16 protein-coding genes and 3 pseudogenes are annotated in these 18,956 nt (G+C 35.2%); 13 read left to right on the top strand and 6 right to left on the bottom strand.

Going from position 1 to position 18,956, the window contains the following annotated elements:
* Positions 1-691: 691 nt before the first annotated feature.
* The 3 genes from MHH49_RS14160 to MHH49_RS14170 all read left to right on the top strand — a co-directional run bounded on the left by MHH49_RS14160 (position 692) and on the right by MHH49_RS14170 (position 3,677).
* Positions 692-1,594, top strand: a complete 903-nt coding sequence (locus MHH49_RS14160) for an ABC-three component system protein (protein ID WP_141118550.1) — start codon at positions 692-694, stop codon at positions 1,592-1,594.
* A gap of 99 nt (positions 1,595-1,693) precedes the next feature.
* On the top strand, positions 1,694-1,945 hold the full coding sequence (locus MHH49_RS14165) for an ABC-three component system middle component 6 (protein WP_141118549.1): 252 nt from the start codon (positions 1,694-1,696) through the stop codon (positions 1,943-1,945).
* A complete protein-coding gene (locus MHH49_RS14170) occupies positions 1,938-3,677 on the top strand; it encodes a DUF2326 domain-containing protein (RefSeq protein ID WP_036685493.1) in 1,740 nt (579 codons plus the stop codon). The genes MHH49_RS14165 and MHH49_RS14170 overlap by 8 nt, the downstream gene beginning before the upstream one ends.
* Positions 3,678-3,918: 241 nt before the next feature.
* Here MHH49_RS14170 and MHH49_RS31180 read toward each other — a convergent pair whose 3' ends face one another.
* A complete protein-coding gene (locus tag MHH49_RS31180) occupies positions 3,919-4,152 on the bottom strand; it encodes a S8 family serine peptidase (RefSeq protein ID WP_076098847.1) in 234 nt (77 codons plus the stop codon).
* A gap of 371 nt (positions 4,153-4,523) precedes the next feature.
* On the opposite strand from MHH49_RS31180, the gene MHH49_RS14175 reads away from it, so the two are divergent.
* A complete protein-coding gene (locus MHH49_RS14175) occupies positions 4,524-4,736 on the top strand; it encodes a hypothetical protein (protein ID WP_036685490.1) in 213 nt (70 codons plus the stop codon).
* A 916-nt stretch (positions 4,737-5,652) separates the two neighbouring features.
* On the opposite strand, the pseudogene MHH49_RS14180 reads toward MHH49_RS14175, so the two are convergent.
* Together MHH49_RS14180 and MHH49_RS31185 are read right to left on the bottom strand one after the other, a co-directional pair.
* Positions 5,653-6,795: pseudogene (locus tag MHH49_RS14180) on the bottom strand (transposase).
* Positions 6,796-7,241: 446 nt separating this feature from the next.
* Positions 7,242-7,529, bottom strand: a pseudogene (locus tag MHH49_RS31185) (3'-5' exonuclease); the annotation flags it as partial.
* A gap of 117 nt (positions 7,530-7,646) precedes the next feature.
* On the opposite strand from MHH49_RS31185, the pseudogene MHH49_RS14185 reads away from it, so the two are divergent.
* The 7 genes and pseudogenes from MHH49_RS14185 to MHH49_RS14215 form a co-directional block, all read left to right on the top strand.
* Positions 7,647-8,093 (top strand): annotated as a pseudogene (locus MHH49_RS14185) (IS1634 family transposase); the annotation flags it as partial.
* Between the two features lie 677 nt (positions 8,094-8,770).
* Entirely contained in the window at positions 8,771-10,615 is a 1,845-nt protein-coding gene (locus MHH49_RS14190; protein ID WP_036685482.1) for an ABC transporter ATP-binding protein, read from the top strand.
* The gene (locus tag MHH49_RS14195) at positions 10,554-11,006 is read left to right on the top strand and encodes a TlpA family protein disulfide reductase (RefSeq protein WP_051491393.1); all 453 of its coding nucleotides are present in this window, start codon (positions 10,554-10,556) and stop codon (positions 11,004-11,006) included. Before MHH49_RS14190 ends, MHH49_RS14195 begins: the two co-directional genes overlap by 62 nt.
* Positions 11,007-11,468: 462 nt before the next feature.
* Complete coding sequence (locus MHH49_RS14200; protein WP_141118548.1) at positions 11,469-11,924, top strand: hypothetical protein; 456 nt, start codon at positions 11,469-11,471, stop codon at positions 11,922-11,924.
* An 874-nt stretch (positions 11,925-12,798) separates the two neighbouring features.
* On the top strand, positions 12,799-13,092 hold the full coding sequence (locus MHH49_RS14205) for a hypothetical protein (protein ID WP_051491392.1): 294 nt from the start codon (positions 12,799-12,801) through the stop codon (positions 13,090-13,092).
* Positions 13,056-13,460 (top strand): transposase, encoded by a 405-nt coding sequence (locus MHH49_RS14210; protein WP_249267742.1) that lies wholly within the window; start codon positions 13,056-13,058, stop codon positions 13,458-13,460. The genes MHH49_RS14205 and MHH49_RS14210 overlap by 37 nt, the downstream gene beginning before the upstream one ends.
* A 693-nt stretch (positions 13,461-14,153) precedes the next feature.
* Positions 14,154-14,489: an IS3 family transposase gene (locus tag MHH49_RS14215; protein ID WP_339826082.1), complete on the top strand. Its 336-nt coding sequence runs from the start codon at positions 14,154-14,156 to the stop codon at positions 14,487-14,489.
* A 322-nt stretch (positions 14,490-14,811) separates the two neighbouring features.
* Here MHH49_RS14215 and MHH49_RS14220 read toward each other — a convergent pair whose 3' ends face one another.
* The 3 genes from MHH49_RS14220 to MHH49_RS14235 all read right to left on the bottom strand — a co-directional run bounded on the left by MHH49_RS14220 (position 14,812) and on the right by MHH49_RS14235 (position 16,537).
* Positions 14,812-14,943 (bottom strand): hypothetical protein, encoded by a 132-nt coding sequence (locus MHH49_RS14220; protein ID WP_256715883.1) that lies wholly within the window; start codon positions 14,941-14,943, stop codon positions 14,812-14,814.
* A 500-nt stretch (positions 14,944-15,443) separates the two neighbouring features.
* Positions 15,444-15,860: a hypothetical protein gene (locus MHH49_RS14230; protein WP_036685477.1), complete on the bottom strand. Its 417-nt coding sequence runs from the start codon at positions 15,858-15,860 to the stop codon at positions 15,444-15,446.
* 317 nt (positions 15,861-16,177) lie between these two features.
* Positions 16,178-16,537 (bottom strand): winged helix-turn-helix domain-containing protein, encoded by a 360-nt coding sequence (locus MHH49_RS14235; RefSeq protein WP_051491389.1) that lies wholly within the window; start codon positions 16,535-16,537, stop codon positions 16,178-16,180.
* Between the two features lie 421 nt (positions 16,538-16,958).
* On the opposite strand from MHH49_RS14235, the gene MHH49_RS14240 reads away from it, so the two are divergent.
* Positions 16,959-18,119 carry a cysteine desulfurase family protein gene (locus tag MHH49_RS14240; protein ID WP_036685473.1) on the top strand — a complete coding sequence of 387 codons (1,161 nt, stop codon included), beginning with the start codon at positions 16,959-16,961 and terminating at the stop codon, positions 18,117-18,119.
* Between the two features lie 13 nt (positions 18,120-18,132).
* Positions 18,133-18,540, top strand: a complete 408-nt coding sequence (locus tag MHH49_RS14245) for a hypothetical protein (protein WP_036685470.1) — start codon at positions 18,133-18,135, stop codon at positions 18,538-18,540.
* The last annotated feature ends 416 nt before the right edge of the window (positions 18,541-18,956 follow it).

Raw genomic sequence — 18,956 nt, forward strand, 5'->3', positions numbered from 1 at the left:
AGAAATTATACAATCAAAAGATTTGTTTGATCAATTTGAAGTGTGTCGTAACACAATTAGAAGAGTTGACCCTGATTTTTGTAAAGAGGTTGATCAAAAAAGAGTTAACTGGAATAAACAAGCGAGATTACACATGTGATGTATGAGCAGTACGTCTCATCTAATTATCATCAAGCCTAACGTCCATAAATCTGAGAATTCTTGCTGAAATGATGTATAAGGCGTATCCCGGACAAACTAAGATAAATCCCAACCCCAAACGTAGTCCGGAATATTATGGGGACTTGTCCCAAAAATAGTGTATTTTCTGATCTTCATGATCTGCCCCTGATCTCTGGGGTCCGGTGATGTAAAGTTGGTTGCGTTGCTTGGATTAGACATCGGCCTGGAACAAGTGGGGCTAGATCTGTTGTTGAGATGCATTTTGTGTTTCTGTACCATGGAGGAAGAAAGCTGCTGTCTTTGGAGGTCCAGCGTTCCGTACCCCTGGCACCGTTTCTTACTTTAGGATTGCTAGTGGTCGTTTTATGACTTTGAATTATCGATTTACAGATTGTTACAATCATGCTAATGTGAAACTACACTGATTGGAAGCACCGGCGTGTAGTCCGAAAGAATCGGCAAAATCGCCCTGTTGGCTTAGGCTTACAGGGCGATTTTTTGATTAATAAAGTCAGAAAGGATTGAAATTATGGATGATTTATCTATGTATTTTTATGATGTTAAGTATAAAGAGATTATTCGAGAAAAGACCGAAACTGAGTTTGAAAAATTTTTTTCTAAGGTAATGCAGACAAAATACAAAGATGATTTTATGCCATGTCGTCCATGGGGACAAGAGGGTGACAAGAAAAACGATGGCTATTTAATTAGCGAACGTCACTTATTTGCTGTCAATGGTCCTCATAGTCTTAACCAACCTAGGATGATAAAGAAGATAAATAGTGATTTTTCTGGTGCAATAGATTATTGGGAAGAGTTTTTTGATAAATGGTCTTTTGTACATAATCAAGATTCTTTACCTCCAAAGATTAATAAAGAGTTGTTGAAGCTAGGTACTAAATATACTGCCATTAAATTTACGTTTTGGGGTCCAAGTACATTAAGAGATATTATTTTTTCACTAGAAGAAGCTTATATTAGAGATATTTTAGGTCCAGTACCTTCAAAAATTAACTATGCTACATTAAAATTTGAAGACATACAACCTGTAATAAAATCGATCTCTAAAAGATCTAATCCAAGGAAAGAGGATTTGGAACCTGTACCAGAAAATAAACTTTTAATTAATGGCCTAAGTGATCCAATAATTGGACTAATAAAGGCAGGATTAATACGTGCTCCTTTAGTACGACAATATCTAGACCTTCAAACAGAATTGAATTTAGGAGATCAAATTGCGGATACTCTACGTAGGCATTATGAGGATCTAAGAGATAATACAAAATTAGATCCTGACGAGATATATAGTGAATTGGCTAAATTTATAACAGATCCAAATAAGAAAGATAATCAGGTATATATGGCAGCTGTTCATACTGTTCTTGCTTATTTTTTTGAGCAATGTACAATTTTTGAAAGCGTGAGTGCATAAATGTACAATGAATGTTACATAGAGCTAGAACAAGTTATAATGAAAAAAAGCAGATATAAGAGTGACATTCAGTTGGTTAATAAGGAGGGGGTTGGGATCGTGTTGACACCCACTAAAAATTTGCATGAAGATAAATCAATTATAAAAATTGGGGCTAGAATACTTTCCATATTAAATTCTCCTCGTACGATTAGTACAGCATGGAAATCATATATTCAAATTCAGGAATCTGACACAAATGGAAAGATCAGAATTCAGTTTGATACTTTCATTTTAGCAATAGACTTTTTATACATTATTGGTGCAATTGAATATGAGGATGATTTAATGTGGAGGGCAAGAAATGATTAGGAAGATATATAGCACATTAAGCACGTTTAATACAATAGAGCTTCATGAAGGACTAAATATTTTATTAGCTGATATAACTCAAAGGTCAACTGTAAAAGACACTCGAAACGGGCTGGGGAAAACTACGTTTATTGAGATTATTCATTTTTTATATGGTAGTAGTTGTACAAAGAATAGTATCTTTAAAATGGATCAATTTAAAGATGAATTTTTCATTATGGATATAGACTTAAAAGATAAGCTATATATAGTGAAACGACGTGGATCTGAATCGAATTTTTTGTATATACAGTGTGAGAAGGGAAGCTTTTTTGAAAAGAAATTCGGCGATGTGAATATTAAACTGAAAATTACTGAATGGAATGAATTTTTAGGCGAATATTTATTTAATTTAAATCATAGAGATGCAATATTGGAAGCTCATTTAAAATTCCGATCATTATTTCCATACTTTTCTAGGTTAACTAGAGACGGTGGATTTTTAGAAGCGACAAAATATTTCAAATCACAGAATGTGCATCTCACTCAAATTGCACTGTCATATTTACTTGGATTAGACACAAGCTTAGCAATCAGTTATAAGCAACTTGAGGAAAAGAAAAAAGAAATGATTGATCTAAAAAAAGCTATTAAAACAGATTCTTATAATAAGATTATGAATGATGGGATAAATTTAGATACTGAAATTACAATTCTGACTGTTAGAATATCAAAGTGCAAGAAGGATCTTGAAAATTTCCAGATCCACCCTCAGTACAAAGAAATCGAAATTGATGCTAATAGTTATGCTAAAAAAATAGCAGAGCTAAGTAATCAAAATTTTGTTGACAGACAGATTATAACTGAATTAATTAATGCGTCAGAAAGTGAAAAAAATATTACAGATTTAAATATAACAGAATTATACGATGAAGTTAAAATTCAAATGCCTGATATTCTAATAAAGAAATTTGATGAAGCTAAAATATTTCATAAGCAATTAGTTTCAAATAGGAAAAAATATTTGCATGAAGAATTAGAGCATTATGAAGAAGCTGTAAAAAGTAGAGATAAATTAATCCATGAGCTTTCTTTGGAGCAATCTAAAAAGATGATGATTTTAAATACACACGGAGCTCTTGAACAATATTCGCTATTACAATCAGAAATGAATGAACTTGTAAATAAACTAGATATGTACCAAAAACAACAAAATTTCATGAATAATATGCGTGAGGAAGCAGCAAAGCTGAAAATAGAAGAACAAAGGCTAATTATTGAGATTAATCAATCTTTAGAAGAGCATTTTAACACTAAACGCCATGCGATTTTATTAGTCGAAGAGGTTTCTAGTTCTTTATATAACTCTATAGCTCAATTACATATAGGACAAACAACAAATGGTCGATACGATATTGAGATGGTATCCAGAAATCAAAATAGTACCGGGATTAATAGTATGTTAATTTATTGTTTTGATATGATGTTAATTCAAATGTCAAAGTATTTAGGAAGAAAAATGGATATTTTAATACATGATAGTACTCTTTTTGATCCGGTGGATGAAAGACAAATAGCTGAAGCGTTGAGGTTTGGTAAAGATAAATCTATTGAGGATGGTTTCCAATATATAGTTACTTTGAATTCTGACGCTTTACCTGAGAGCGTGAGAGAGGAAGTGTCAGACTCCATAGTTCCTGTGCTATTAACAGATACAGATGAATCAGGATGTTTATTTGGAGTTTATTATTAAATCCATAATAGCTCTTCATATTCCCGATGACACAACATATATCCTGCCATCAAACCAGCCTGATACACACAATAATTTATTCATCATTTCTTCTCACTATAAGATATAAAAGTACAGACCGCTGTTTTTTAGCGACCTGTTGTTTTTAGATATTTAGTGAACACCAAATGGGACTGAAAGGTTTTATATGCTTTGAGAGGTGGGACACACCTATCTTGTTGCAGTGTTCCAACCTTGTCCGTCAATATCTTTGCTGTATTTCTAATGAGTGTTTTGATGTCTTCTGTTGTAAGGAAAGCTTGAGTAAGGCGATTGTTCCAGCGACAATAGGTGTTGCTGCCGAAGTACCCGAATCACTTTGATGAGATCCTGTAAAACATGCTATTGAACAAAAGTTGAGTTTATGGGGATCTAAAGTAGGATGGCCTTGACTGCTGTATCCTACAATCTGTTCTTCAATGCTTACTGCTCCAATTTATGAACATAGGATTTCCGTTTGTAATCCGGAAGCTTTTTCCTGGACCATGGTCGAGCCTACAACGAATGTCAGTGCGTTGGTCACCACCACCATTAGCAGCTGCGAATAATACAATATTCCTGTATAGCTTCAACACTCTTTCGAGTAAAAGGGTGATTGGGGGCATAGCATAGTCTTCAGATCAGTTTTCTTCAAAACCCGCCCAACTATTTGTTAATGCCATAAGAGTAGACAACTATGATATTTTTGACTAATATAATAATAACCGAATATAACAATTGGAGAAGCACTTCAATGTAGGCATGGAATATGCCACATTGAAGTGCTTTTTTTATTCGGAATCTATATGTTTGAAGGAGCGATTTTTAATGGATGAGAAGATGGAGGAGTTTATTCGACATACTGTCATACTGATGGTCTACGTAGGTCTTACAGTGTCAGTTCACAAGTATTTTGAAATGTACGGGTACACATTTTTTACTGTAATGATGTTTCTGAGTTTCACATATGCAAAAGGTAAAATCATTCCATTTTCAAGTGTATGGCGGCAGGTGAAGCTAACAATAAATAAAATCAAGTAATCTGCGTTTTGTAAAATAACCTCATTGATGAAAGAACGTTAGAAGAATAGCACGAAGTTAAGGTTGATATTCACTATCTCTGTATTTTGAAAAGTATCTTTAAACAGACTATCTTTCTATGGTCCATGAGATTAACTTTAGTAATAATAAAATTATACTGGCGCGTATTCCAGAGTTTAGGGATGCGCGCTATTTTATATAGTTTTTTATTTTGTATGACTGTTAAAATATGTAGAAAGGAGTGGGGGATATGGAAGTCGCCTATCTTATAAATGATTCAATCTATTTGGAAGAAGAAAGACGCTCGTTCGAAGAGCAACAAGTTGTATATAACCAAATTGTCAAAACACTGGAATCAAAATATCGAATACATTCTGATAAGAAGACATTTACATGTATCTGTTGTGAACAGCCAGTCAGTATGGTTTTACGACAGGATAAATTTCATTTCTAGCATCTGGGAGAAGGATGTCCCAGTTCAGAAAATTATGGACGATATACTAAGCAAATTAAAGAAGAAGAGGATGAGCATCCTCACCGCTTAGGCAAAACAATACTCAGGACTTATTTAGAAGGACAACTTAAAATTCATCATGTAGAGCTCCAAGAAGGTTACAGTTATCGTAAGTCATTAAAGATTATCCCCGACTTATTAATTTATTTTCCTAACGGGGATATCTGGGTTGTTGATTATATAACAGGGAAGAAACAAGTTGAGGCTTACAATTCATTTATTAAGAAGAGAAAAGAAGTATATGAAAATGAGGGATTTAAATATTTCTTTTTTATAGATGAGTATTTTGCATAATTCAATTTTCAATTCAGAGTCATGGTCAGGACGAAGCGAAATCTCTGTTTTGTGAGAGTTGAGCTATAAATGGGCAGACAGGCAGAATTTTTATAAAATTGGAATTTTTTAAGCGGCGTTTTGGACTCGTTGCATCGCTACAGCAAGAGCAGAAGCAAGTAACACAATGGCATTCAAATATTGGTGAGTTTTCACTTTTTGAATCCCCCAAATATGGAGCTGGTCTGCGGTCAAATAGGTTTTGATTCGAGAATTGCAACGTTCCACACTGGTTCGTTTATTGTAAAGTTCCTTCCAACCTCGACTTTATCGATGCGGTAGGGCAAGCGCCGAAGATCCGTTTGACTGTTAATTTTGACTACCATTCCATAATTGGAGGACGAACAAGCAGCAATACCTAAAGGGCAATTCACTTGATCTATAGCATGCGGACAACGGAATTTGAAATAGTTCTTCTCTTGTCCCCAATACGTTATGGAAAAGCTCATTGAGCAACAGGAGTGCCTTTGCGAGTAATCCCTGTTGGTGGCTTCTTTTCATTTCGAGCATTCAGCGGAATAATGGCTTGTGCCTTGACGTTCCGGGCTGCCTCGTAATTTTTCATTTGGTCATAGCCCGCACCCAGCATGAAGAATTTTGTGTTTTGGATTTCTTAGCGACAAGCATCATGAGCACAGGCCCTTCGTCTCCATCGTTCACATGAGCAGGTGTCACCTTAAGCGCTATCGGAAGTTCACTCTTTGCATCGACGGCAAGATGCAGCTTATAGCCAAACCACTTGACTTTGTTGCCAAAGGTATCAAACTTTGCGCCCCAGTTGGCATTGCCGGTGAGTTCGCTTTTCGCTTGGGTTCTTTTTTTTCGTAGGCATGTATGGCTGCGCTATCGATGGCGATATGAGTTCCGTCGATGATTCCAATTGCTTGGCACTGAGCCACAAGATCCTCAAACAACTGCTGGGCAAGGCCTTGTGATTCAGCTTGGCAAAGACTCGGTTTAACATGGAAATCGAAGGGGCGGAGATATCCAGTCGAATCCCACATTGGTAACGAAAACGAAGGTCAAACTCCTGTCTGCACTGCAAGCCTGTAAACGTATCAATGTTCTCCAGAGGAGCCGCGAGTAAAGCACGAGGAATGCCTTGGCGACAGTGTCCATTCGCTCCTCGGGGTGAGGGATTTCTCAATCGTCTCGCATATAGTCGTAAGTTAGACCGCTGAAGAAGATAGGCGGTCGTTCTTTGGATTCAATTTTTTAAAGTTCCTCAAAGGAAAATAGACTTTCTTGGAGAATATTCAAAGGGGGCTTCCTCCTCTTGAGTTTTTTGGTTTCGTCACCAAAAAAACTTCTCCAAGTTGGGGTGAAGTCCTTTTTTATATCAAAAATTTCTTTGTGTAGCAAGGGCTTAGATTAATGCAAAATGGTCAGATAAAAGTGGCTATTGTCTGAGCACCCAAGCATTAAGGCCGTCTCGCTCTATCCTGCTGAGAATCAAATGGTATTGCAGGGAGAGCAAGATCAATTGTGGGAAGTATGGATTGCAAATTTAATCTCCAAAACGGATGGAGATTTTGTTTTTGAATTACTTATTTCTTCTTAATCAAACCCCTAAAGAAAAGTTTGCGATTGAAGTAAGAAGCCTTCTTTTTATTGATCCCTCAGAAGGTGCCCTCGTCCAACGTCTTGTTAAACCTGATTTAACTAACGTTTAGGCCCAGTATTTTCAAAGCTTCCAATACGATTAATCCCTGAGGCGAAAATTCGGTATCTTTCCTAACAAGGATACAAACTTCATGAGGCTTAATATTCTCTGTTTCAGGGATAATGAGTACTTTGGTAGCAATATAGTCGGCTGCAAGTTGCATTGAAGTGGCATGAACCAAGGTAACTTTATCGCCTTCATTATGTAACTTGACAATCAGCTCGTTCCTATTTGCGGTATTCTGCATTATGCGATTAGCGACCTTAATAATGTTATCGGTTGAACGGTAGTTTCTGACCTATGATAAAGATGGAAGAACGGAACAGGAGCGCGCCTTGATCCGATCCTCAAAATTCAAATTTTTTGAAATACTTGATCCATTAAAAGAGTAAATTGTTTGCATGAGAAACTATATACCAAGTATTACGAGGTAAACGAAACACCGGTCAGGGGCGTTTCGCTCACCCCAAAACAAGAAGCTATTGACGCCGCTGAAAAGAACTACGGTTATTTTGCCATGATATCCAATGGCGTAAAGGATCCGCTCGAAGCCCTTGAAATTTATCGTTCCAAAGATGTCATTGAGAAAGTCTTTGGTAATTTAAAAGAACGCTTGAATATGCGCGCACCCTTTGTATCCTCAGAAGAGAATCTGGGAGGTATTGTCCAATTTGTTGCACTCATCTACCTTTCGTACATAAAAAAATCAATGTCTGACCAAACTTATCAAAACTTATTCAAAAACTATACCATACAGGAAGTTTTAGACGAGTTAGATATCATCGAATGTTTTGAACAACCAAGGCGCCAGCGCCGGCTTGGCGAGGTTACCAAAAAAAAAGGATAACTATATGAACCTGGGGTGAATGTTCCTAACCAGGTATAATTTTCCGGTAATCTAGGCTTAAATGTTTTTACAACACCTTGGTTGGCTTTATGCCTGTCAAGGTGTTTTCTTTAGTGTGGCTGCCAGATGCGTATGGGATATGAAAAAGAGAATATCAGCATTTTATTATTGAATTTTAGGAAGGTAAAAGTTCAAGGAGCTTACCCTGCGGTTAAAGAGGGGCTCAAATAAAAACGAAACTTAACCGATTCGCCTAATAAAGGGAACGAGAGGGAGTCCGTCCTAAATTGTCGATTAACTTGACTGAAAACAAGGTTTTCGACAGCGTAAAAATGATAATGTTGTAATTAATTGAAAAAAGTAAAGAACAAAGGAGGAAATTTCATGGTAATGATGATTAAAGCGGTTCAACTCCTTATGGATAAAATGTTTTAACACAAGTTTCTAAGATTATTATGCAATATCATCTCCATGAATGGCTTGGATTTTAATGTGAAAAAATGAAGCGCACTGGTAGTTATTCGCTCACGAGGCCTTCATAGAAAAGCTAGATAATCGGTCCTCTAAAAAATTATTGATGTTATACAATCTATTGAAATTTTTACAAAATAATTTTAAATATTATAACGTAGTCCAATAGGTGAAGGATAAGTAATCTAAAGTAGAAAGGCAAATAAATGAATAATAAAATTATACAAACTGTATTCTTATCTTTTTCTTCGTTTGCGAAAGTTTATAAATTTTCAAAAGGAAAGGTAGTTATAAGTGCACTTATAAGTATAATTTTAGCTTCTCAATCAAATCTAAATGCTATTCTAATGGGGAAAATAGTAAATAGTATTTCTCACATGAATTTTTACACAGTTATTTTATTTATATCTATTCTGCTATTAATACAATTTGGCAGCTCATTATTGAATATATTTAAATCTCATTTAAATAATATACTTTCACATCGATTCACCATTAATACGCAAAAAGAACTAATTGAGTCTGTTGCTTCTATGGATATCCTTAGAAAGGAAGATCCGCGATTTAAAGGTAACTTGCAGCTTTGGACTTATGGAATAGGAAAATTTTATGATACTTATCAAACTTTAATTATATTGGTTCAAAACGTACTTTCAATGGGAATAAATTTATCGTATTTATTTTTTTCTTACTGGATATTGGCTTTGATTGTGTTACTTGTCAGTTTCATTAAAGGAATAATACAATATCGTATTATTAGATTTCGTGTAGAAATAAGAAGTGGAATTGAACGAAATTCAAGAGAGTACGAATATTTATATCATTTGCTGTTAGGTAGTGAAAATCAAAAAGAGCTTTCTCTATTCAAGTCAGTAAATTATTTTAAAGATCAGTGGTTTCTAAAAAAAAACAATGCCTTAGATAAACAACTGGTACTTGAAAAAATGGAGAATAAGTTGAATGCCACTGAGTATGCATTATCAAGTATAAGTACTGCTATTGCTAGTTTTATTATTGTATATCTTATTTCGCATGGAGCGCTTTCGACTGGTGACTATATTTCTTTGACAATGTCTGTCGGAGCAGCAGACGTAAGTCTCCAATTAACGATTCAACGTTTAGCTGCGCTGATTGAAAATACTAAGTATATAGAAAATATTGAATCAATGAGTATAGTACCTAAACAAAAATGTATGGAAGAATTACGAACCTTTCGACTTGACCATGAACTACGACTCGAAAATATAACTTTCTGTTATCCTAATCGTGAAAAACCTGCTCTTCAAGGGATTAGCGGAACTGTTTATAAAGGCGAAAAAGTTGTTATTTTAGGAGATAATGCAGCAGGTAAATCTACTCTTGTAAAACTGATACTAGGATTATATCGTCTTCAAAAAGGTGATATTTATTATGATAATGTAGGTATTAATAAGATGGATACGAATAAATTATGGGATAGAACTGGGGCTGTATTTCAAGATTTTATTCGTTACATGGGTTCGATACGAGAAAACGTTACTATTGGTAGAAGAGAAGAAGTGAACGATGATGTTCAAATTCTTGATATTTTAAATTTATTAGGGTTTAAAGAAAGTGACTTCCCAAATGGGCTTGATACACAGCTTGGCTATCTTTCTGATAATGCAATTAATCTATCAGGTGGGCAGTGGCAGCGACTTGCTCTGGCACGGATATTATTGCGGGATGATGATGTGCTTGTATTAGATGAGCCGACTGCATCGCTTGATCCTTTAAGTGAAATAGACATTTATAATAAAATTATGGAATTTAAATGGGATAAAACTATGTTCATTATTTCACACCGTATAGGAATGGCACGTAAAGCTGATCAAATATGGGTGATGAAAGAAGGGGAAATAGTTGAAAGAGGAACACATTATCAGTTGATGGAAAAAAAAGGTACTTATAGTCAAATGTGGAGTCAGCAGAGTGATTGGTATCTAAAATCTAATAGAGGAGACATTGACAATGTCGGAAATGGCGAAGAGGTATATGAATCAGGAACTAAAGGCAGGGCTATTACTTCCTAATATTCAACTTGCAAACTGGAACGGGGAGTCGTTTAAATTATATAATCTTTCAGGAAAAAAAATACTGATTTTCACTTCTTTGCATTGCCTAGCTTGTATCGATTTAATGCCGCATATAAATCGAATTCAAGAAATATACTCTGCAACTATTGTGTTTTTTTCAACTGGAGATGAGATTGATCACAAAGAAATTGCCGATTATTTTAATTGGGAGTTCCCAGTCATTGCAATGAAAGAAAATGAAATGGAAATGACCTTCTCAGCAAAAAAATTTCCATATATGATCTTTGCTGATGACACGAATAAGGTAATTGGTGGAGGAGTTATTCATAATCTTAATGATTTTAAACAATATTTATTGAATAATTGCTTTGATATAGAGAGGAAATGATATAAAAAGGTTGCTTTTATGAATGGGTGAGATTCAAAATAACAAGTTGAAGACCTAGTCGTTAGCTATCAAACGATTTCGAAGTGCATTTTTTCTATATCTATTAAATCAGTTAGTTTAAAAATAATTTTAGTAGTGAAGATGTCCTCAATAATTCATCTGGAAAGGTTCGAAGTGTAATTTATTTTGTAAAGCTTAGTGCTTTGAAAGGAGGTGATTTGTATGGAGTTTAATAGTCATGTACCTATTAAATTTATTCAGTAACAGATGAATTGTTTTGTATCTTAGATTCCACTTTTTTATCAAGAGCAAATAAGTAAATATGGTTTCTGGGATTTTTACCGAATAAGCATGTAATTTCGTATATTCTGATAATATCTTTTTATTCCCTGGTTGTTTATTAATGACAACAGGAGAAAACCTCAAAGTGGGTGTTTGCAAATGTATGAACATAGGAAGTTTTTGAAAAAGAGCAAAGGATTCTCTTATGAACTCGGCAAGTTTTTTCCATCTACTATAAAACGAAATCAACTAGATGAACAACTGAATTTTGAATGGATACATAAAACAATTAATGGAACTGTAATTTACATTATGAGTGATTCGTGTACAGCATGCAATTTTGAAATTGTTCAAGAGTTTAGTCATAATTATAAAGAATTTAACCATTATATGCTTTTGCAATCAAATGAAGAAGGACTTAAGAAAATAGTTGAAAAATACAAGTTGCATTTTCCTATAGAGCTGTGTGAAATTGGTGCTGTAGATGAGAGCTTAAATTATGGGGCTCTAGCACCTTGGGTTTTTATGGTTGATAAATTTGGGGGAATTGTTTCGGCAGGTGTATATCCAAATTATGACGGATTAGAAATACAAATAAAACCTTTAGTATCAAATAGGATAGATAGGGAGAATTAAGATGTAAGTGTAAGGAATAATAAAATAATATGAAACTCTCTAAAATATTATTTTGAAATATTTACTAACGAATGATCAAGCTGAAATTGACAGTTCTTCCATGAGGACTTCGTGAGCGCACTTCTATACAAGAGATTAGCGAGGGCGTTTGGTAATTTAACATATTGTTTGGCAAGTTCTTTTTCAGTAACTGAAGTGAAGTCATGTCCTTTTGTGGAAACATTCGGAACTGACACATTTACATTGCTTCGGGTAGATACAAAGATATCGAGTTTCTGATGACCGAATATCGAGTGCTTGCGAACTTCTTTCGGCAATTAGTATTTTGTTAACTTTGATTTTACATGAAATCAGTATGAGTCTATTGCTTTACTTTGTTTTCAAGATTATACCACTTTACTTTAAGGGCATATAGTAATAGTTAAGTTGGTAGATAGTTCGATTCCGAACTTCTATATAAATAAAACTAATGTTGGGAGTGTGTGAAATGGCTTGTTCGTGCAGTTGGACGTCAGTTACACAGAATAATGGTGTAGGGTATGCATGTAGGTATGGTAGTAAAGTTTGTAAATCTGAGTATTATAAAGTTCGATATGAATGGGCACATTGTTTCTACCTCGGGTCATATGATTATCAAACGATTACTTGTAATGAAGTAGGGACTGGAGAGTGTTGCAGTGATGGATTTGGTCCACTTCCGCCAACTCCGTGATGAGATTTTTTTAGGATTAGAATAGGTTTCTTTTATATTTATGTATTTGTAAGGTGTAATTACAATAGCCGATCCTTTCAAACAAAATTGAAGGATTAGGCTATTGTTTTTTTAAGAGAAATTATTTTCACCATATAGCATCAAGAAGTACCCAATCCTGTAATGAATTATTTCGAGGGAACAAAAAAAGAAGGTGAAAAGGGGGTGCAGAACTGGCAGGATCGCTTCTTCCCAGAGTATCCGCAGGTATTTAAGGATTGGAAAGGTAAAGCCTCATTCATTACGCTAGGCGAGTTTCCGGCTCTAGGTGAAATCGTGGAGCTAGGAACAGAAGGCATTGTGGAACGCTGGAAGAAAGACGTGAAACGCGCTGTAGGGACAAAAAGAACTAAACAACTGGTCGAAACCGTAGAAGTTTCATGTGGCTTACCAAAGGGCTTACCGCAGCAAAGATAGAGATTAAAGCGCTTTCGGGGCAGTGCGACATGTTCGCCAGACAACTCGAAGAGGTTATGGCCGAGATGGAACGTCTACTTGTGCAAATAACAAGAACGAAGGCAATGCTCACCGTACCGAGCGTGGCTGTGGTCACCTTGGCAGGGTTTCTAGCGAAAGTCGGAGATCTGAGCGGTTACGAGCATGGACAGCAGATTATCAGGCTGGCCGAACTGAATCTAAAAGAGTACAGTTTTGGAAAGATAAAGGGCAAGTCGAGCATCACCGCCCGAAACAGCAAGGCTTCGGGCCCTGCTGTTTCGGGCGGTGATGCTATGGTAGCAAAGAACGCGAAGTTCAAGGTAATGCAACAGTACTTCACGAAGTGAAGCCAAAATCCACTGAAGAAAAGGCAATCCCTTGTGGCCTTGTGCGGGAAACTCATACTTGACCTGCATATGCTCGGGACTCTGCACATTCCATACGATGCAAACGACGTTTTAGGGCCGGTACGTCAGTCCCAGATTCAGATGGCAGCTTAAGTAAAACGGAAATCACGTTTCTCACCGGAAGAAAAGAACCAGGACAAAGGAAGCACGGAGCAGTCGCAGGAATCATTTCCATAAGAGAAACGACCCTGTAAAGGAGTAAGATACGGCGTCCACATCTTGAGAGGTCGAACGAAGGAATGAAAGGGCAAAGACCCCGCGTGACATGGGAGGGTAAGCCATTAAGAGTCAGGTGTGAATATCCAAGGTGCGATCATAACAACCAGTTTGTGGGTTGGGGATGAATCCCCAAGCTCTATTCCTGCTACCGACTTCGCCAGAAAATAATGTCATCCTTACGTGACTTCTCCAACTCTCAAAAAGTCCACGGTTGAAAACCTAAGAACGAGTGAGTAAACAAGAGGAAATATTAATTTATAGTGGGAGAGAAATTGAGACCACAGGACAATTACCAGCCATAGAGGAACTGCGTGACCTACACGCTTATTAGCTATTGCAGGGCATCGGGCCAGTTATTACAAGTGGCGAGCCACGGGGTCACGGCAGGGCGATATACACGCTCGAGATCATGAAATTAAAGTTCACATGGTAGCCATTCACATTGTAAATCCCTACTTAGGATACCCCCGAATGCAGACAACTCTATGTGAAGCAGGCTATCTCGTCAATATCAAAAAAATTAGGCGGATCATGAAAGGATTATCGATCCAATCGGTGATCCGAAAGAAACGAACTCGCTCCAACTCTACCCCATCCGTGGTGTATCCTAACCGATTGAAGCGTAAGTTTCATGCTACCTTTCCTCAACAGAAGCTCATCACCGATACTACATATATCTCGGATGGCACCCATTTTTATTACCTGTCCGAGATTCAAGATCTATTTAACAATGAGTTTGTCGCTTGGTAAATTTCCAACCGTAACGATGTGAAACTGGTCCAAGATACGGTAGGTAGAACAGTGGACACGAAAAGGAGACTTCTCGGAAGCCGTACTCCATTCGACCAAGGGCTCCAATAAAAGTCTCAGGCGTACAACACACGATTAGAGGCATACGGCGTCAAATGTAGCAGCTCTTGCAAAGCAGTCTACCTAGATAAAGCATGCATTGATTCCTTCTTTTCGCATCTCAAAACAGAGAAGAATTCCACCAAATGATGTCCTATATAAAGTCACCAATCACATTTGCATTGAACTTTACGATGTTATGGTTGGGAATGACAGCGCTGGCTTACTGCTCTTGAATCAGATTCAAAAAGTTATTTAAGTCATAACCACGTTCGGCTAAATCGGTTTTTCCGGATAGATCCATGTTTTGCAGCATTTCATAGCCTTTGACGCAATCATGTCGATTTCCAGACATAAGTTCAACACGCAATGAGTGGGCAAAGCGTCGACAATCGCATGAATTTTAGTGATTAGTCCACCTCTGGAGCGGCCAATAGCCTAAAATTGCTGCCCCCTTTTGCCTCCATCGTCAGTGCTGGTGAGCACAGACGACGGTGGTATCAATCATAATATTTTCAAATTGATGGAGTGCGATACAAGTTAAAACACCTCATACGCCGGCCATCTGCCAGCAACGAAACCAGGTATCCACCGTTTTTCAAGATGGATAGTAGTCCGGCAAACCCGCCAAGGCCTACCGAAACGATCTACCCCAAAAAATAGAATTCAACATCGGTTTATTGTTTTTTTCAATTTATCCACCCTGTCTTATTTATTCGGGTGGAAGCAAATCTTTGATTCGTTCCCATTGTTCGTTACGTTTTTCGTATCGTCTTTTCATAGATGTATTTTACCCTGATTTAGGACTAATTTATATTTTGAAGACACGCTCTAAATAATGTAATAAGAAAATATTTATGACAAAGGTAAAATGCGAGAATTCAAAATTATACAGTTGATTTCTTTGAAACTATTTATTTTATTTCCTGCTAAATTCGGAAAATTTGATGTGTCAATTAGATGGGGGGGGGTGAAATTTTGTAAGTATTTAACATATTTTTTGTGGTATGCTAAGCAGAAAATGGGTATTGGTATTTTGTAAAGTTTCTCTATTAGTAATATTTCTGATTCATCGCAATCAATCAAAATACACATATTACTATCGAATTCTAAGTCTTGATGGTTCTCAAATTCTCCAAGTATATTAATACATCTTATGCAGTGTATTGATAGATAAATTATGTATTTAAATTCTTCAAATACATTAGTGGGTTGATCATTAGTGAACAAGCTCTCAATAGATGTTTTTTTGAATAAACGGTCATTGTTCATTTTTTTTCCTCCTCATTGTTAAATAACAAGTAACCAACTACCTATTAGCTTATAGATTGAACTTTGATTCTCCCAATTAAGAATTGAGCTTGACTATTTGGACCTCCGGTCGGCCCTTCAGATTTCTTGAATAATATTGCTGTTTGGGTTTGAAATCCGCAAACAAAGGCGGAAGAAAACTACCACTCTTATAGTTCCAAAATTGCCCTCCGCCTATCTTCTTATAATTTTAATTTTCAAGTTCAATCTATTTAGTCATTGTCATTACTTTTAAATTGTGAACTTTCTATTCTTTAATACCATTTATGCGAGTTTATTTAAAATCTATTAGAATTATTACTTACATATGCGTTTAGATTGTCTGCTTTTAATAAGTAGCCCTGTCCACAGACTTTGATTAAAAATCGTGGTTCATTACAATTATCTTCTATTTTTTTGCGTAGCCTATGTACTAATACATATAGTTCAGTATCTTGATTTTTTGAATATTCTTCTGATGTCCACACATATTTTATTATTTTTTTCTTATCCAGAGTCTCACCTATAGAGTTTGTGAGTAAAATTAGAAGTCTTAATTCTAATCTTGATAAAGCCATTTTCAACCCATCTTTAAGTAATGACGAGTCATCAAAATCGATTAGTACATTTTCATTAATTCGAAAAAGATTTTTCAACAAAAAACGTCACCTCTTTTCATTAATGTAATCCATTTATTCTAAATTTTAGGATGTAGAAAAAATTATCATAATTCTTTTAATGTGTCAAATGCATATTACACACCTATTTTAGGTAAATTTTTACAATCATAATAATAAAATCATTGATTAATTTAAATAATAGACTGTATTCTTCAGCTGAAGAAGACTCCGACTGATCAAAGCAGTAATTAAATTGTCTAAGCTAGTTAGCAAACTAGCATCGTATCTGTATATTAAATGATTAATTACTTTGTTCTAGTTGCCTGAGCAATTTTCTCCAACAACAATAAACATTTTGTCGAATACCTTGTATTAAAATAAGGTTTTCGACAAGTGAAAAATGATATTCTGACAATATAAGCAGTGGTGTGAAAAAAAAGGAATTTAAGGAGGGATTATCATGGGGGTTTATCTTGATTACAGTGCTTCAACTCCTATGCATAAAAAAGTTTTAAATACATTAATAGAAGTTTCAGGAGATATTTACGCAAATCCCTCATCATTACATCGGATGGGATTTGATGCTAATGATTTAGTGGAAAATTCTAGAGGTATTATTGCAGGTTACTTAGGAGTAAATAGCGATAATATTATTTTTACATCAGGTGCAACAGAATCAAATAATTTAGCAATAACAGGTATAGTTAATAATATTGAAAAAAGTAAAAATACTCTTCATATTATTGTGCCTACTACAGAACATTCATCTGTTTTGAATGTCTACAAAAAAATGGAGTTGCAAGGAGTTAAAGTTTCTTATTTACCAGTTGATGAATACGGAATTATTGATATGGAAATGTTAAAAACAGAAATAACTAAAGATACTGTATTGCTGAGTGTGATGCATGTTAATAATGAGACAGGGGTAATACAGCCGGTTTCTGAAATTGCAAAGTTAATTAGTGAATATCCTAGTGTATGTTTTCATGTTGATGGAGCCCAGGCAGTTGGCAAAACCAAAATTTCATTTGAAGGTATAGACTTGTATACAATATCTGCACATAAAATAGGTGGACCAAAGGGTATTGGTTTACTAATTAAAAAGTCAGATATTGATTTGGCACCTTTAATGTTTGGGGGAGATCAAGAGTTTGGGAACAGACCTGGAACCCTAAACGTTCCTTTAATAGCTGCGTTCACCGAGGCAATTAAGGAGACTATAGATAATTTTGAAGCTGAAAATAAAAAAGTTACAGCATTTAATCAGTATCTTTACTCTCGAATCAGTAAGATGCAAGGGCTTTTTATCAATAGTCCTCCTATCCCGCTTTCAGTCCCTCACATTATCAATTTTTCATTTCCTGAATTAACATCTCCTGTAATACTAAATTTTTTTGATAAACATGGGATAACTATATCTTCTCAATCAGCATGTTCGTCGACTTCTAGTAAAAGTCGAGTATTATCCTCAATGGGTAAAAATGATAGAGTTGCCTCAAGTAGTGTAAGAGTTAGTTTTGGTACCAATACGCAAGAAAGCGACATATTACAGTTCATCGAATGTTTAGAACTATTAATTGGGAATTTAAGTGTAATACATTTTGAAAATAGGATTTTATGATCGGGAGAATTTAATGAAAAATAAACTATTAGAAAAAATAATGAGTAAAAGCAACCCTTTGGGTGTAGGGGATATACTTCCAGATGCTTTTATTGACGATCTGAATTCTCTATATGAGGTAATGGAAGACTCGGAAATAATTTTTATTTTATCTAGTTCGTGTGAAACTTGTATAGAAGTTTTGGATTATCTAAAAATTAATGGATACTTTGATGTGCTTATTCTAATAGAAGGTGAGTTAGAATTCATAGCTGAATTAAGGAGTTGTTTCAAAAAAGTTTATCGAGCAGATTATTCAAAGTTAAAAGAGAGTTTACCTATTCCAGTGACACCTTATATTTATAAAGTTAATCAAGAAAAGGAAATTTTAATGAGTGAGATATGTTATGACATATCAACATTAACAGAGATATTAAAATAGCATATAGATGGTCAAGATATCCAATGATCTTACAATTTTAGACACGAAAGGCTATTTAACTAAAGGCGAGAGCGTTGATTGTTACTGTAAGAATTAAATTTAAAAAAGACATAGGATATTGTTGTGTATATTTTTCATGTTTAAATATCAAATGCTAATTGATGTACTGGTAGAATTGAAATTAGACATATTAAGTTAATCATTGGAGGAATTATACAAAATTTGATACAGTTTCTCTAGAAAAAAGACAAATTTCATAACATTAATTAATTTGAAATAATTTCGTTAATCTCTATGATGTTTTCTCAAAGTGAATTTTACGTAATATACTCTGGAAGTGCCCTGTATTATTTCAAATAACTTACATTGGTAATTATTTTTAACATAATCTAAGATCATCTACTGGAGTTGTTTTG

It is taken from the genome of Paenibacillus sp. FSL F4-0122 (genome assembly GCF_038002845.1).
Taxonomy (GTDB): domain Bacteria; phylum Bacillota; class Bacilli; order Paenibacillales; family Paenibacillaceae; genus Paenibacillus_AQ; species Paenibacillus_AQ odorifer.

What these genes read in the sequence shown, in the direction of transcription:
- MHH49_RS14160 (WP_141118550.1), top strand. Translation starts at nt 692, where the DNA reads ATGGATGATTTATCTATGTATTTTTATGATGTTAAGTATAAAGAGATT.
- MHH49_RS14170 (WP_036685493.1), top strand. Translation starts at nt 1,938, where the DNA reads ATGATTAGGAAGATATATAGCACATTAAGCACGTTTAATACAATAGAG.
- MHH49_RS14175 (WP_036685490.1), top strand. Translation starts at nt 4,524, where the DNA reads ATGGATGAGAAGATGGAGGAGTTTATTCGACATACTGTCATACTGATG.
- MHH49_RS14190 (WP_036685482.1), top strand. Translation starts at nt 8,771, where the DNA reads ATGAATAATAAAATTATACAAACTGTATTCTTATCTTTTTCTTCGTTT.
- MHH49_RS14195 (WP_051491393.1), top strand. Translation starts at nt 10,554, where the DNA reads ATGTCGGAAATGGCGAAGAGGTATATGAATCAGGAACTAAAGGCAGGG.
- MHH49_RS14205 (WP_051491392.1), top strand. Translation starts at nt 12,799, where the DNA reads ATGAATTATTTCGAGGGAACAAAAAAAGAAGGTGAAAAGGGGGTGCAG.
- MHH49_RS14210 (WP_249267742.1), top strand. Translation starts at nt 13,056, where the DNA reads ATGTGGCTTACCAAAGGGCTTACCGCAGCAAAGATAGAGATTAAAGCG.
- MHH49_RS14220 (WP_256715883.1), bottom strand. Translation starts at nt 14,943, where the DNA reads ATGTCTGGAAATCGACATGATTGCGTCAAAGGCTATGAAATGCTGCAA.
- MHH49_RS14230 (WP_036685477.1), bottom strand. Translation starts at nt 15,860, where the DNA reads ATGAACAATGACCGTTTATTCAAAAAAACATCTATTGAGAGCTTGTTC.
- MHH49_RS14240 (WP_036685473.1), top strand. Translation starts at nt 16,959, where the DNA reads ATGGGGGTTTATCTTGATTACAGTGCTTCAACTCCTATGCATAAAAAA.
- MHH49_RS14245 (WP_036685470.1), top strand. Translation starts at nt 18,133, where the DNA reads ATGAAAAATAAACTATTAGAAAAAATAATGAGTAAAAGCAACCCTTTG.